General features: G+C 71.2%; 16 protein-coding genes. 13 read left to right on the plus strand and 3 right to left on the minus strand.

The features are described from left to right. Positions 1-143 precede the first annotated feature (143 nt). The 5 genes from ABZT93_RS26390 (at position 144) to ABZT93_RS26410 (ending at position 3130) form a co-directional block, all read left to right on the plus strand. Positions 144-464, plus strand: coding sequence for a multidrug efflux SMR transporter (locus tag ABZT93_RS26390; RefSeq protein WP_356109022.1), 321 nt, complete (start codon positions 144-146; stop codon positions 462-464). Then, complete coding sequence (locus ABZT93_RS26395) at positions 464-1021, plus strand: TetR family transcriptional regulator (RefSeq protein WP_356109025.1); 558 nt, start codon at positions 464-466, stop codon at positions 1019-1021. Before ABZT93_RS26390 ends, ABZT93_RS26395 begins: the two co-directional genes overlap by 1 nt. Positions 1022-1107: 86 nt before the next feature. Further along, positions 1108-1623, plus strand: a complete 516-nt coding sequence (locus ABZT93_RS26400; protein ID WP_356109027.1) for a hypothetical protein — start codon at positions 1108-1110, stop codon at positions 1621-1623. A gap of 109 nt (positions 1624-1732) precedes the next feature. Next, a complete protein-coding gene (gene dapD, locus ABZT93_RS26405; RefSeq protein ID WP_356109030.1) occupies positions 1733-2722 on the plus strand; it encodes a 2,3,4,5-tetrahydropyridine-2,6-dicarboxylate N-succinyltransferase in 990 nt (329 codons plus the stop codon). A gap of 255 nt (positions 2723-2977) precedes the next feature. Beyond that, positions 2978-3130: a hypothetical protein gene (locus ABZT93_RS26410; protein WP_356109031.1), complete on the plus strand. Its 153-nt coding sequence runs from the start codon at positions 2978-2980 to the stop codon at positions 3128-3130. A gap of 148 nt (positions 3131-3278) precedes the next feature. Here ABZT93_RS26410 and dapA read toward each other — a convergent pair whose 3' ends face one another. Further along, complete coding sequence (gene dapA / locus ABZT93_RS26415) at positions 3279-4172, minus strand: 4-hydroxy-tetrahydrodipicolinate synthase (protein ID WP_356109033.1); 894 nt, start codon at positions 4170-4172, stop codon at positions 3279-3281. A 152-nt stretch (positions 4173-4324) separates the two neighbouring features. Between dapA and ABZT93_RS26420 the strand changes: the two genes are divergently transcribed. Genes ABZT93_RS26420 through ABZT93_RS26435 form a run of 4 tightly spaced genes read left to right on the plus strand, consistent with a single transcriptional unit; the run spans position 4325 to position 6150 of the window. Continuing rightward, positions 4325-4453 (plus strand): hypothetical protein, encoded by a 129-nt coding sequence (locus ABZT93_RS26420; protein ID WP_256122893.1) that lies wholly within the window; start codon positions 4325-4327, stop codon positions 4451-4453. Then, positions 4450-5145 (plus strand): hypothetical protein, encoded by a 696-nt coding sequence (locus tag ABZT93_RS26425; protein ID WP_356109035.1) that lies wholly within the window; start codon positions 4450-4452, stop codon positions 5143-5145. Before ABZT93_RS26420 ends, ABZT93_RS26425 begins: the two co-directional genes overlap by 4 nt. A 52-nt stretch (positions 5146-5197) precedes the next feature. Beyond that, positions 5198-5617 carry a phage holin family protein gene (locus ABZT93_RS26430; protein ID WP_356020380.1) on the plus strand — a complete coding sequence of 140 codons (420 nt, stop codon included), beginning with the start codon at positions 5198-5200 and terminating at the stop codon, positions 5615-5617. Further along, positions 5614-6150: a DUF3618 domain-containing protein gene (locus tag ABZT93_RS26435; protein ID WP_356109038.1), complete on the plus strand. Its 537-nt coding sequence runs from the start codon at positions 5614-5616 to the stop codon at positions 6148-6150. The genes ABZT93_RS26430 and ABZT93_RS26435 overlap by 4 nt, the downstream gene beginning before the upstream one ends. 414 nt (positions 6151-6564) lie before the next feature. Here ABZT93_RS26435 and ABZT93_RS26440 read toward each other — a convergent pair whose 3' ends face one another. Continuing rightward, the gene (locus ABZT93_RS26440) at positions 6565-7542 is read right to left on the minus strand and encodes a YihY/virulence factor BrkB family protein (RefSeq protein WP_356109041.1); all 978 of its coding nucleotides are present in this window, start codon (positions 7540-7542) and stop codon (positions 6565-6567) included. Positions 7543-7666: 124 nt separating this feature from the next. Between ABZT93_RS26440 and ABZT93_RS26445 the strand changes: the two genes are divergently transcribed. Genes ABZT93_RS26445 through ABZT93_RS26455 form a run of 3 tightly spaced genes read left to right on the plus strand, consistent with a single transcriptional unit; the run spans position 7667 to position 9762 of the window. After that, entirely contained in the window at positions 7667-8368 is a 702-nt protein-coding gene (locus ABZT93_RS26445) for an antibiotic biosynthesis monooxygenase (RefSeq protein ID WP_356109043.1), read from the plus strand. 59 nt (positions 8369-8427) lie between these two features. Beyond that, positions 8428-9024, plus strand: a complete 597-nt coding sequence (locus ABZT93_RS26450; protein WP_356109046.1) for a helix-turn-helix domain-containing protein — start codon at positions 8428-8430, stop codon at positions 9022-9024. A 3-nt stretch (positions 9025-9027) separates the two neighbouring features. Beyond that, positions 9028-9762, plus strand: coding sequence for an SRPBCC domain-containing protein (locus ABZT93_RS26455; protein WP_356109049.1), 735 nt, complete (start codon positions 9028-9030; stop codon positions 9760-9762). Positions 9763-9773: 11 nt separating this feature from the next. On the opposite strand, the gene ABZT93_RS26460 is transcribed toward ABZT93_RS26455, so the two are convergent. Beyond that, positions 9774-11597 (minus strand): endonuclease/exonuclease/phosphatase family protein, encoded by a 1824-nt coding sequence (locus tag ABZT93_RS26460; protein WP_356109051.1) that lies wholly within the window; start codon positions 11595-11597, stop codon positions 9774-9776. Between the two features lie 276 nt (positions 11598-11873). On the opposite strand from ABZT93_RS26460, the gene ABZT93_RS26465 reads away from it, so the two are divergent. Next, a complete protein-coding gene (locus ABZT93_RS26465; RefSeq protein WP_356109053.1) occupies positions 11874-13298 on the plus strand; it encodes a hypothetical protein in 1425 nt (474 codons plus the stop codon). The last annotated feature ends 49 nt before the right edge of the window (positions 13299-13347 follow it).

Consider the following 13347-nt stretch of genomic DNA (forward strand, 5'->3'; position numbering starts at 1 on the left):
GCCCCCGCCCGGGCAGCACGCCGCGCCGCTCCTGCCGCACTGAACTCGGCCTGGACCTCGACCCCGAACCCCGACTGCGGGAACTCCATGCCTGCGAGGCCGTACCGGGCCATTCGGGCGAGCCGTTATGTACGCTCGTACACATGGGATACCTGCTGCTCGCCGGAGCCATCGCCGCCGAGGTCGGAGCGACCACGGCCATGAAGTACACCGAGGGCTTCAGCCGGCTCGGGCCCTCGCTGCTGACCGTGCTCGGATACGTCCTCTCCTTCGCGTTGCTCGCCCAGACCCTCAAGACGGTGTCGGTCGGCACCGCCTACGCGATCTGGGCCGGGGTGGGCACCGCCGCCATCGTCACGATCGGGATGGTCTTCCTCGGGGAGGGGATGACGGCCACCAAGGCCGCCGGGATCGCGCTGATCATCCTGGGCGTCGTGGTCCTGAACCTGGGCGGGGCGCACTGATGGCCCGCAGGCACGACCCCGAGCGCAGGCAGCGGATCATCGACGCGGCCATCCGGGTCGTGGGGAAGAAGGGGCTGGCGGGACTCAGTCACCGCAGCGCCGCCGCCGAGGCCGACGTACCGCTCGGTTCGACGACGTACCACTTCAAGAGCCTCGACGAACTGATGGTCGCCGCCTTGCGCCAGGCCAGCGAGGGCTTCGCCAAGGCGGTCGCCGCGCACGGCGCCCTGGACGATCCCGGCGGCGACCTGGCCGCCGGCCTCGCCCGCGTCCTCGGCGACTGGCTCGGCGGCGACCGCACCGGCGTCGAGCTGGAGTACGAGCTCTACCTCGCCGCCCTGCGCCGCCCCGCCCTGCGCCCCGTCGCCGCCGAATGGGCCGACGACCTCGCCCAACGCCTCACCCACCACACGGACCCGGTCACCGCGCGGGCGCTGGTCGCGCTGATGGACGGGATCTGTCTCCAGGTGCTGCTGACGGGGATGGCGTACGACGAGGAGTACGCGCGGGAGGTGCTCGCGCGGGTGATCCCGAAGGGGACCCGGGGGAGGCGCTGAGGTTCTGGCACCGACCGTGAACTCTGCGCCGCCCACCCGGGAACAGGGGGTGTCACGCACACACCGACGAACCAGGGGGGAGCCTTGTGAGTGGACCACCGCCGTCCACGGCACGGACGCAGGACGACGCGGAGGTGGTAGCCCGGTCGCTGGAGCACCCGGAGCTGTTCGCCCGGCTCTACGACCGCTACGCGCCGGACATCCACCGGTACGCCGCCCGCCGCCTCGGCGACGGCGCGGCCGACGACAGCACGTCGGACACCTTCCTCGTCGCCTTCCGGATCCGCTCCCGCTACGTCCTCAGCGCCGAGGTCATGCCCTCCAAGGGGCTGGCCTCGCTCTACCGCGCGCTCGCCGCCCTGCCGGGCGGGTCGGTCGTGGGCCACCTCGTCGAGACCGCTTCCGGACGCCGGGCCATCGCACTCGAGTACCACACGCGAGACCCCTGTCCGGGGACCGAGGAGACGCTGCGGGACCAGTGGCCGCTCGACCCGCAGACGTACCGCGTGCTCGGTATGCGCATGCTGGTCGGCGAGAAGGTCGTCGGGGGCAACTCCCTCGTCGCCACGGCCGTCGTCGACAAGGCCGGTGAACGCGGCTGACCCCACGGACCGGGCGGCCCGCACCACGGGGGAGTGCGGGCCGCCCACCACCCGAGACGCCCTGTGCACGGGTTCGCGTCGCGTGCCCCGTGCCGGTTAGGTTTCCCTCATGACCGACACGACTGCTTCGCGCACCACCGGCGCCATCGCCGCAGGCCTTGCCACCGTCGCCGCCGACGGCACCGTTCTCGACACCTGGTTCCCCGCCCCCGAGCTCTCCGCCGAACCCGGCCCGGCCGGCACCGAGCGGCTCTCCGCCGACCGGGCCGTGGAGCTGCTCGGCGACGGCGCCGCCAAGGCGATCGGCCCGGACGCCCGCCGTGGCGTCGAGGTGATCGCGGTCCGCACGGTCATCGCCTCCCTCGACGACAAGCCGCTCGACACGCACGACGCCTACCTGCGGCTGCACCTGCTCTCGCACCGTCTGGTCCAGCCGCACGGCCAGAGCCTCGACGGCATCTTCGGCCTCCTGCCCAACGTGGCCTGGACCTCGCTCGGCCCGGTCGCCGTCGACGAGATCGAGAAGGTGCGCCTCAACGCCCGCGCCGAGGGCCTGCACCTCGCCGTGACGAGCGTCGACAAGTTCCCGCGCATGACGGACTACGTGGCCCCCAAGGGCGTCCGCATCGCCGACGCCGACCGGGTCCGGCTCGGTGCGCATCTCGCCGCGGGCACCACCGTGATGCACGAGGGCTTCGTCAACTTCAACGCGGGCACCCTCGGCACCTCGATGGTCGAGGGCCGCATCTCCGCCGGTGTCGTGGTCGGCGACGGCTCGGACATCGGTGGCGGCGCCTCCACCATGGGCACGCTCTCCGGCGGCGGCAACGTCCGCATCACCATCGGCGAGCGCTGCCTGATCGGCGCCGAGGCGGGCGTCGGCATCGCGCTCGGCGACGAGTGCGTCGTCGAGGCCGGTCTCTACGTCACCGCGGGCACCCGGGTCACCATGCCCGACGGCCAGATCGTCAAGGCCCGCGAACTGAGCGGCGCGTCCAACATCCTCTTCCGCCGCAACTCGGTCACCGGAACGGTCGAGGCCCGCCCGAACAACGCGGTCTGGGGCGGCCTCAACGACGTCCTGCACAGCCACAACTGACCCGCGAAGATCACTTACGGGTACATCGGCGACGGGTACTCCTGGAACCGACCCGCGCTACCGGGAGTCGCCGCGGAGGACGCATGTCCTTCGCGGCGATTTATTCCGTGGGGACGGCATAGCGGCGGCCACCCGTACGTGTCACAAGGGTCGGAGGGGCGGCGCACACCCCGGCGGCAGCGGGGTTCGCCGACCGGGTGCTCGCCGTCGGGGTCGCTCACCGCCGACGGCCGGTACGTCTGGGAGGGCAGCCCCATGGAGCCCGGCTACCTGTCGTGGTTCGTGGACGCGGGGAAGTCGCCGGACGGCAGGCTCGTCGCCGGTGACTTCGCGGGCAAGAAGCGGAAGACCTCCTCCTGGATCGTCGACGCCGCGACCCGTGAGAAGACCGACGTGCGCGGGCAGTAACTGCTCGCCCGGGTGGGCGACAAGCAACTCATCGCCCGGGACATCGGCAAGAACGGCAAGAACGAGTTCCATCAGCGGCTGGTCCTGGTTCCGGCCGGGGAACGACGGGGACGCCGGGCGGTGGGAGCCGCTGTTCGCCCAGCCCTGATCAGGCGGCCACGAGTCGTTCGTACTCCGCCAGCAGCCCCTCGGCCGCTTCCCGGCCGGCCGGCCGCAGTGGGGCGCGGACCGGGCCCGCGGGCAGACCGAGCGCGTGGAGGAGGGCCTTGGCGGTGACCGTGCCGGGCAGGCCCGCCGCCATCATCGCCTCGATCAGCGGCGTGGCCCGTTGTTGGAGGCGGGCGGACACGAGGGTGTCGCCCGCCTCGAACGTGTCGAGGATCGCCCGGAGTTGAGCGGGGACCACGTTGGCCACCGTGCTGACGTACCCCGATCCGCCGACCGCGTACAGGGCGAGGATGTGTTCGTCGCAGCCCGCGTAGTACGCCAACTCCGTGCGGTTCAGGACCTTCTGGGCGCCGAGAAGGTCGTAGGAGCAGTCCTTGACCGCGACGATCCGGGGGTGCTCGGCGAGCCGGATCATCGTCTCCGGTTCGATGCGGGTGCCGGTGCGGCCCGGGATGTCGTAGAGCATGACGGGCAGTCCCGAGGCGTCCGCGATCTCGCGGAAGTGCGCCTCCAGCGCGTCCTGCGGCGGCCTGCTGTAGTACGGGCTGACCACCAACACCCCGTCCGCGCCCGCCTTTTCGGCGGCGAGGGCCAGCTCCACGGTGTGCCTGGTGTCGAAGGTGCCCACCCCCGCCACGACCGACGCCCGCTCGCCCACCGCCTCCCGTACCGCCATGACGAGCGCCGCCTTCTCGGTGTCCGTCGTGGTCGGCGACTCGCCCGTGGTGCCCGACAGGACGAGCCCGTCGCAGCCCTCCCTCACCAGGTGGTCGGCGAGCGTCTGCGCGCCGTCGAGATCGAGGGCACCGGCCTCGTCGAAGGGTGTGACCATGGCGCAGAGGGCGCGGCCGAAAGGCGGGGCGGTTGTCGTCATACGCGTAGTCTCGGCCGACCGACCGTGAAGCTCCACTTAATTCTCCTACGGTGTACCGGTAAGGGATGCTGCGAAAAGGTCCTATGTCCAAACCGGGCCCACATGGGTCACCATGGTCAGGACGGTGCACGACCCCTGGTCCTGGAGGCGTCATGAAGCTCGGCAAGGCACTCGCCACCGGAGTCGCGGAAGAGCGGCCGGAGATCCACGAGGAGGAGCTGGAGCTCCCCGAGGAGATCAAGGAACTGAAGGCCCCCGAAGAGGTTCCGGCGGCCCGATGAGGCTGCGGCTTCCGGAGGAACGCCCGACGGAGCCGCCGACCGGATACAAGATCGCCCACCCGGTGCTGTCCCAGGACGGCACCCGGGCCGGGTTCACCGGTGTGTCGCTCGGCGGTGCGCTGCCGTACGGCGTCCTGGCCGACGCGTCCTGCGTGTACGGCCTGCGGCACCGGGCACCGAACCGCCGCTGCGACTGCGGCTTCCACTGCGTGCACGACCGCGCGGCGGCCGAGGCACTGCTGTGCACGGCCGAGCACCGTACGGCCGTCCTCCTCGACGTCCTGGTCCTCGGCCGCTACCTCCGCTTCGAGCTCGGCTTCCGTTACGCCCGCCAGCGGGTGCGGACCGCCACCGTCGGACCCTGCGCCTGCGGCCTGGTCGCGGCGGCGCTCGCGGACGCCGGCTGGGGCCGACCCGGCTGGCGGGCCCTGGCCCCCTCCTGCTCGGGCTGCCTACGCGGACGTACGGCGGTCTCGCTCGCCGGGTTCGCCCGGCTGGCCGGTGAGGGGCTGCGGGTGGTGGCCCGGCCGGCCGCCGTACGCACGGAAGTCGATCCCGGCCTGCCCGAGGAGCTCGGAGTGCCCGAACTCGCCGCCGAGGCAGCCCTGTTGCAGGCCCGGCTCGACTGGTTCCAGAGCCAGCTGGCCCGCCTCGGACAGCGCGGCCCGGACGACGGTCCGCAGGTGGGGTAGCGGGGGCCGGGCCGGGTACCCGGGTGTTCCGACCGAGAGGAGGCGGAACACCGTGACCGGAACCACGGCCCCCAGGCCGGCGCACGACGAACATCACTCGGTGGGCGAACTCGTCGGACAGGCCACCGAACAGGTCTCCAGGCTGGTGCGGCAGGAAGTCGCCCTCGCGAAGGAGGAGCTGGCCGAGAAGGGCCGGCGGGCCGGGAAGGGCGGCGGGCTGCTCGGTGCCGCCGGCGCCTTCGCCTACGCGGGACTGCTCGCCCTGGCCGGAACCGCCACGGCCGCTCTCGCACTGGTGCTTTCGGTGTGGGCCTCGGCACTCATCGTGACGGCTGTGCTGTTCGTGATCGCAGGGGTGCTCGCCGCCGTCGGCCGCGCCCAGCTGCGCCGTGCCACACCCCCGACGCCCGAGGAGGCCCTCGGCAGCGTCAAGGCGGACGTCGAGGAGATCAAGGAAAGGGCACACCGATGACGGACAGCACGGGCAGCGAGCCCCCCGTGACGGGGGCCAAGGGACCCGAGGAACTGCGGCAGCAGATCGAGCGGACCCGTAGTGAACTCGGCGACACAGTTGAGGAGTTGGCAGGAAAGATGGACGTGAAGGGTCGAGCTCGGGCTCGTGCGGCGGACCTCAGGGACAAGGCGGGCGCGATGACCGTGCAGCTGCGCAGCAGCGCGGCGCAGGCCGGCCACACCGTCCACGACAAGGCCACGCAAGCGGGTCACACCGTGCAGGACAAGGCCACCCAGGCCGGCCACAAGGTGCAGGACCGGGCGACGCAGGCCGGGCACCAGGTCCAGGACCGGACGCAGCGGGCGGGGCGGCTCAGCCAGGGCAAGGCCTCGCAGACGAGCTCCGCGCTGGAGCACCGGGCGGAGCACAGCGTGCCCGCCCCGGCCCGGCCCCTGGTCCTGGCAGCCATACGGCATCCGCGGCCGGTGCTGATCGTCGGCGCGGCCCTGGCCGCGATCGTCGTCGTGTCCTGGCGGTACCCGAAGAAGTAGGCCGCGGTACACCGAAGGCCCGACGTGGGCGGCACCCGGAAACCCGGGGTGCCGCCCACAGTCGTGCGACGGGGTGCCGCACCCAGTCGTGGGTGCGGTCCGGTCGCCGCGGGGATGTCGCACGTCCCGCCGTGGGTGTGGTCCGGTGGCCGCGGGGGCGCTGCCCGCTGTCGTGGGTGTGGTCCGGCGCCCGCGGGGATGTTGCATGTCCAGTCGTGGGTGTGGTCCGGCGCCCGCGGGGATGTTGCACGTACAGTCGTGGGTGTGGTCCGGCGCCCGCGGGGATGTTGCACGTCCCGCCGTGCGTGCGGTCCGGTCGTCGCGGGGATGCCACCCACAGTCGTGGGTGCGGTTCGGTCGCCGCCGGGATGTCGCACGTCCCGCCGTGGGTGTGGTCCGGTGGCCCGGAATGCCTCACTTCCCCCGTGCCACCCGCGCCCGCAACCTGGGCGGCCACTTCCGCGTGTCCCGGGGCTCCACGTACGGCTCCTCCGTCGTCTCTGCCGTGCCGGAGGCGATCGCCCGTTCCCGGGCCAGCTCCGCGTCGAACTCCAGGCCCAGCAGGATGGCCAGGTTCGTCAGCCACAGCCACACCAGGAAGACGATGGCCCCGGCGAGGGTGCCGTACGTCTTGTTGTACGAACCGAAGTTGGCGGCGTAGAGGGCGAAACCCGCGGAGGCGGCGAGCCAGACCAGGGTGGCGAGGACACTGCCCGGGGAGATCCAACTGAAGCCCCCACCGCGAACGTTGGGGGCGGCCCAGTACAGCAGCCCGATCATCACGACGACCAGGAGCAGCAGCACCGGCCACTTGGCGACACCCCAGAGCGCGATCGCCGCGTCGCCGACCCCCACCGCCCGGCCCGCCCGTTCGGCCAGCGGACCCGTGAACACCACGATCAGCGCGCTCGCCGCCAGCATCAGCATCAGCGTCACGGTCAGCGCCAGCCGCAGCGGCGTCAGCTTCCACACCGGGCGCCCCTCGGGAAGGTCGTACACCGCGTTGGACGCACGGATGAAGGCGGCGACGTACCCGGAGGCGGACCACAGCGCGGCGAGCAGGCCGAGGATCGCCAGGACGCTCCCCGTGCCCCCGCTGTCGCCGAGCTGGACCACCGCGTCCCGCAGGATGTCCCGGGCCGGACCCGGCGCGAGGTCCCCGATGTTGTCCAGGATCTTGTCCGTGGCGCGCTGTCCCACCACGCCGAGCAGGGAGACCATCACCAGCAGGGCGGGAAACAGCGACAGGACACCGTAGTACGTCAACGCCGCCGCACGGTCGGCGAGTTCGTCGTCCAGCAACTCCTTCGCCGTGCGCCGCAGCACCGCGCGCCAGGATCGTGCGGACAACTTGGCGGGACTGTGCGGCTGTTCCTCGGCCTGCTCTTCCATGCCGAGGCGGGTCTCCCGAAACCCCCTCTCGAATCGCCTCCTGAACAGCGGACTTGACCTGAATCTCGGTTGAGGTCGGAGGGTGGGTGGCGCACACACCGAGCAGTGATCCGAGGAGGCCCGCATGACCCGCCGAACCCACAACCATCCCGACCCCGCCCGGCCCGAGGTGGGCGCGTCCCTCTTCAGCACCTGGCGGGTGGGCAACCCGCTGCGGCAGCGGCAGACCGTCGAGGCCATCGCCGGCGCCTGGGAACGCCGGCCGTGGCCCGCCGACGGGCTCCTCGGCTACCACGTGTACACCGGGCACGACACCGCGAGCCTCCTGCACTACTCGCAGTGGACGGACGAGCAGACCTACGAGGCGTTCGCGCGGACCCAGCGGCTGGAGCGGGTCGACGAGATCGACACCGCCGTCCCCGGCATCGAGCGGCTGGGGCTCGGCCGGTACCGGCACCATCGCAGCGTCGTCCAGGACGGTGACCAGCGAATTCCGGGCTGCATAGTGATCGTCGACATCGAGTTCGAGGGCCCCGATCCCCACCGGCAACGCGCCTGGGTCGACGCCGTCATCGAGGCCTTGGAGAGCGAGCCGAACCCGCACCCCGGCGGCATCAGCGGCCACTTCCACCTCAGCATCGACGGCACCCGCGTCCTCAACTACGCCGAGTGGGAGAGCGCCCAGGCCCACCTCGACGCGCTCGCAGCCCCTGGGGACGGGATCGGCTCGGCCTCGGACCGCTGGGAGCGCGTGCAGAGCTGGCCGGGGCTGAAGAGCAGCGTGGTCAGCAGGTACGACCACGCTCTCGGGTTGATTCCAGACTAGGCCCCACCGAAAACTCGAACCTTCTGGACAAAAAAAGTGTTCGGTGAGACGGTGGACCCATGCTGGACGTCACCGTGATCGAAGACCCCGAGGCCGCAGCCGTCTCGCTGGACCCCATAAGGGCGCGACTGCTCGCCGAGCTGGCGGCCGGACCCGCGTCGGCCGCCATGCTGGCCGGCCAGGTCGGGCTGCCCCGGCAGAAGGTGAACTACCACCTCAAGGCGCTGGAGCGGCACGGCCTGGTCGAGCTCGCGGGGGAGCGCCGCAAGGGCAATGTCACCGAGCGGCTGATGCGGGCGACCGCGGCGTCGTACGTGATCTCACCGCTCGCCCTCGCCGCCGTGCAGCCCGACCCGGACCGCTTCCGCGACCAGCTCTCCGCGCGCTGGCTGCTGGCGCTGGGTGCCCGGTTGGTGCGGGATGTCGGTTCGCTGATCACCGGCGCGGCGAAGGCCCGCAAGAGGCTGGCGACGTACGCGCTGGACGGCGAGGTGCGCTTCGCCTCGGCCGCCGAACGGGCCGCGTTCATCGAGGAGTTGACGGCCGGAGTCACCGGCCTGATCCGCAAGTACGACGCTCCGGACGCCGAGGGGGGCCGTGACCACCGGATCGTGGTGGCCGTCCATCCCACGCTCAAACAGACCGAGTTGGAGTAGATCATGTCCAAAGAGTTCGAGATCGCCCGTGAGTTCGAGGTCGACGCCACCCCCGAGCAGGTGTGGGAGGCGATCACCACCGGAACCGGCGGTTATCTGTGGCCGATGGAGCCGCCCGAGCCCCGCGTCGGCGGCACCGGCCCCTTCGGGTCCAAGGTCACCGCCTGGGACCCGCCGCACCGCTACACCAACCGTGTCGAGGACGTCGAGGGCATCTCCCAGCAGAGCCTCAACCAGCTCGACTACACCATCGAACCCCGCGACGAGGGCCGGCGGGCCTGGGTGCGGTATGTCCACAGCGGGATCTTCGTCGACGACTGGGACAACCAGTACGACGGTGCCGCCAAGCACACCGACTTCTATCTGCACACCCTGCGCGAGTACCTGACCCACTTCGCGCCCCGCCCGGCCGCTTTCGCCACCTTCGACGGACCCGAGGCGTCCAAGGCGCCCGACGCCCTCGCTGTCGTGGGACAGGCCCTCGGCGTCGGCGAGGACGTGGCCGCGGGGACGCGGGTGACGGTCCACGGACCGGACACCTTCGAGGCCGTCGTCGACTTCCGCAACCCCTATTTCATCGGGCTGCGCACCGACCGGGGCCTCACCCGGATCTTCGGGCGCAACCACTGGGGCCACCCGGTCGGCATCTCCCTGCACGACTTCTCGGCGGACACCGACATCAAGGAGTGCGAGAACGAGTGGCAGGCCTGGCTGAACGGCGTGTTCAACCAGGCCTGACCGGCTACGGGTTACGGCTTGAAGCGCAGCACCTGCGGGTCGTGGTCGCTGATCTGGTCGTTGAACTCCGAGTTGATGTGCACGCTGTCGTACTCGAAGTCGCAGCCGCGTCGGATCGACGGGCTCACCAGGATCTGGTCCAGGACCTGCTGGTTGCCCTGGTAGTCGTAGGTGTAACGCTCGCTCCTGGGCAGCGACTTGATCGCCGACCACAGCTCGCCGTCACCCTCCAGGATCTTCGCGGTGTCGGAGAACTCGAAGTCGTTGATGTCGCCGAGGGCGATGACGTCAGCGTTCTTCTGGGTGTCGAGGATGTCCTTGACGAAGGCGTTGACCAGGGTCGCCTGCTGGTGGCGCTGGATCTCCGAGCTGCGCGGCACCGGCTGGGTCGCCGAGGTCAGACCGTAGTCGCCGCCCTTGGAGTTGAAGTGGTTGGCGATCACGAAGACCGTGCGGCCACGGAAGACGAACTCGCCGGCCAGCGGCTTGCGGCTGGACTTCCAGGCGTCGTCGGTGGGGGCGATACGGCCCGGGGAGGCCGTCAGCTGCGCCTTGCCGTGGACCTTGGTGACGCCCACCGCGGTGGTGGCGTCGCCGCCCGCGCGGTCCGTGAAGGAGACCCGCTCCGGGTTGAAGAGGAACACCTGGCGGATGTTGCCGCCCGGCTCGCCGCCGTCGGTGTCGTTGGCGGGGTCGATCGAGCGCCAGTCGTACTTCGGGCCGCCCGCCGCGACGATCGCGTCGATCAGCTTGGTCACCGTGACGTCGGCGGCGGTCGTGCCGTCGTCCTTCGCGCCGGTGTTGTCCTGGATCTCCTCCAGGGACACGATGTCGGGCGACTTCAGGTTGTTCACGATCGCGGAGGCGTGCTCCTCGAAGGTGGCGTCGGACGGGTCGAGGTTCTCGACGTTGTACGTCGCGACCGCGAGCTCGCCGTTCTTCTGCTTCTGCGTGGTCTCCCGCGCGAGACCGGCACTCTTCAGGGTGCCGATCTCGCCCGCGACCAGCGTGTAGCCGCCGAACTGGTTGTAGTCCAGCGGGCCCGAGGTGGCGCCGGTGAGGACGTCACCGACGTTCGCGACGGGGAACGCGGAGGTCGCGCCGAGCGACTGGATCTGCAGTCGGCCGGTGTTCTGCGAACTGTAGGAACCGTAGAGCGTGCCGCCCCGCCCGGTGGCGTTCTCGCGCGGCTTCACCGTCACCCACAGCTCGGTGTACGGGTCGGTCGCGCCGACCACGCGGACGTCCTTGACCTGGACGTTCATGCCCTCCAGGGACTCGTAGAAGTCCAGGGCGTACTTCTTCGGCTCCAGGGTCAGGCCGTTGATCGAGTTGGCCGCGGCCGGGTCGCCCTCCGGGGCGTACGCGGCCGGCACCGACCTGGTGTCGACCACGGTGGCCGCGGGGACCGCGTTGCCGCTGGACACGACGGTGACCGTCGGCTTGGTGATCTCGGTCAGCGACTGGTTCCCGCTGGACGTGCCGCCCGGGACGTACTCCGAGACCGTGCCGGTGACCGTGACGGCGTCACCGACGGCGACCTTCGGAGCGGAGCTGGTGAAGACGAACACGCCCTCACTGGTGGCCGGGTCGGCGTCGGGGTTCGGATCCTGGATCCAGAAACCCTTCGAGGAGCCGTAGGTGCGCACACCGGTGACGATTCCGGCCACATCCGTGACCTTCTGACCGGCGTACGGGGATATCCGGGTCGCGCCCTGGATGTCATGGATGCTCACGGCGGCCGCGTGCGCGGGCGACACGAGGACGACGGTGGAGGCCGCGGACAGGGCGGCGACGGTGAGCGCGGCGAGACGCGCGGACTTCTTGCTCGGCAACGGGATCCCTCCGGGGACGAACGTAGGCGCCGGGACGAGGGTGACGTGGAACGGTGGGAGCCGCGACCTGTGGGGCGGTTGCGACGCGCGTAGAAAAATACAGTGAACAGATGTCCGCCGGATTTCTACGCGCGTCAATCTCCTGCCTGGTCAGCCCAGTTGTCAAGGTTTCAGCCATGTACGGACCCTGTCGGGGAGATGAACCGGGCGGCATGGGTCGATATCCGTCTACGCTGAGCGGCTGAGTGGCACGACGCGTCCGAGGAGAACCAGCCGATGTCAGACAGCTCCCCCCTGCCGCCGGTGCGGCTGCACCCCGAAGCGGAGCTGGCGCGGGCCGCCCTGTCCACCCCGCTGCTCGCCCGGGCCGCCCGGCTCGCCCGCTGGGCCGGCGATCGGACGCGGGTCGACGCCGGGGGCGGACTCGTCGAGGAACAGTTGCCCGCGGCGGCCGCGCACCTCGGACTGACCGGGGACGAGGCGGCCGCGCACGCGAGCGAGGCCTGGCGGGTCGCCGTCGACACCGGGCTCGTCGAGATCGTCGACGAGGAGGAGGGCACCGTCGCCACGGGCGAGGACCTGGCCCTGCTGTCCGGGTCCCCGCAGGACGTGCTCGGCGTGTGGATGACGGCCCTGGAGACGGCGCTGGCCGACGCGAGCGTGCCGGATCTGGAGGACCTGGTCGACGCCCTGGACGAGAGGGGGGAGGTCGACTTCGCCTCCCTGGACTGGGACCCGGAGGCCGAACAGGACTTCCTCGACGGTGTGCTCGGCAACCTCTACCTGCTCACGGTCGGCGCGGACGGTCCCGGCGACGGACCCGTGCCGCTGCCCGCCCTCGCGGCGTCGATGATCGTGCCGAGCGACATGGGCGAACCGACCAACGACGTCCTGGAGCAGGTGTCCGACGCGATGATGCGGCTGGACGACCAGTTCCGGATCCTGGAGCCGGTGGGGATCGTCGAGTACCAGCCCGTCGACGAGACGCTGATGGCCGACGCCGACGAGGAGCCCGCCGCGGTCGTCGACGAGACCGACGTCTCCCGGTACGGCATGGTGCGGCTGACCCCGCTCGGGTTGTACGGGCTGCGATCGCGGCTGCTGGAGGCGGGAATCCCGGCACCGGCCGTCGGCGACCTCGCCGACAAGGGGGCGGACGCGCTGCTGGACGGGACCGCGGCGTTTCCTCCTTCGTCCGCCCAGGCCGAGACCGAGCAGTGGCTGGACCGGCGTGAACCTCTGGAGGCCGCACGGGAGTTGCTGGCTGCCGCCCGGGGCAGCGACCCGGGGGCGCCGCTGCGGAGGCTGCGATGCCAGCAGGCCCTGTCGCTGGTCGGCACGGTCGCCGAGCCCGCGCTGCGGGAGGTCCTCGACGATGCCGAGCTGGGTGGGCTGGCCCGGGTCTGGCTGGCCGAGCGGGGGTTCGCGGATGTGCCCGCGCCTTCCCAGGACATGGTGTTCTGGCTGACCGTCGACACCATCGCCGCGCAGCTCGCCGCGGAGGGGAACTCCGAGGAGCTGCAGGGGCTGGTGGAGGGACTGGCCCAGCAGCACAGCGGGTTCTTCGCGGCGGCCTGGCGGGTGGACCATCCGGCCACGGCGGATGTGCTGGAGGCGATGGGGCGGTTGCATCCGGACAAGCGGGTCGCCAAGGAGGCGCGGAAGGCCGCGTTCAAGGCGCGGTCGCAGCAGGGGGGTTGAGGTTGCGGTGCCGGTGCCTCCAGCCGGTGCCTCCAAAGGAGTGCTTTCC

It is taken from the genome of Streptomyces sp. NPDC005303 (genome assembly GCF_040607335.1).
Classification (GTDB): domain Bacteria; phylum Actinomycetota; class Actinomycetes; order Streptomycetales; family Streptomycetaceae; genus Streptomyces.

Excerpts from the sequence above, each read along its gene's own strand:
- ABZT93_RS26390 (WP_356109022.1), top strand. The coding sequence starts at position 144 with ATGGGATACCTGCTGCTCGCCGGAGCCATCGCCGCCGAGGTCGGAGCG.
- ABZT93_RS26395 (WP_356109025.1), top strand. The coding sequence starts at position 464 with ATGGCCCGCAGGCACGACCCCGAGCGCAGGCAGCGGATCATCGACGCG.
- dapD (WP_356109030.1), top strand. The coding sequence starts at position 1,733 with ATGACCGACACGACTGCTTCGCGCACCACCGGCGCCATCGCCGCAGGC.
- ABZT93_RS26410 (WP_356109031.1), top strand. The coding sequence starts at position 2,978 with ATGGAGCCCGGCTACCTGTCGTGGTTCGTGGACGCGGGGAAGTCGCCG.
- dapA (WP_356109033.1), bottom strand. The coding sequence starts at position 4,172 with ATGACGACAACCGCCCCGCCTTTCGGCCGCGCCCTCTGCGCCATGGTC.
- ABZT93_RS26420 (WP_256122893.1), top strand. The coding sequence starts at position 4,325 with ATGAAGCTCGGCAAGGCACTCGCCACCGGAGTCGCGGAAGAGCGGCCG.
- ABZT93_RS26425 (WP_356109035.1), top strand. The coding sequence starts at position 4,450 with ATGAGGCTGCGGCTTCCGGAGGAACGCCCGACGGAGCCGCCGACCGGA.
- ABZT93_RS26435 (WP_356109038.1), top strand. The coding sequence starts at position 5,614 with ATGACGGACAGCACGGGCAGCGAGCCCCCCGTGACGGGGGCCAAGGGA.
- ABZT93_RS26440 (WP_356109041.1), bottom strand. The coding sequence starts at position 7,542 with ATGGAAGAGCAGGCCGAGGAACAGCCGCACAGTCCCGCCAAGTTGTCC.
- ABZT93_RS26445 (WP_356109043.1), top strand. The coding sequence starts at position 7,667 with ATGACCCGCCGAACCCACAACCATCCCGACCCCGCCCGGCCCGAGGTG.
- ABZT93_RS26450 (WP_356109046.1), top strand. The coding sequence starts at position 8,428 with ATGCTGGACGTCACCGTGATCGAAGACCCCGAGGCCGCAGCCGTCTCG.
- ABZT93_RS26455 (WP_356109049.1), top strand. The coding sequence starts at position 9,028 with ATGTCCAAAGAGTTCGAGATCGCCCGTGAGTTCGAGGTCGACGCCACC.
- ABZT93_RS26465 (WP_356109053.1), top strand. The coding sequence starts at position 11,874 with ATGTCAGACAGCTCCCCCCTGCCGCCGGTGCGGCTGCACCCCGAAGCG.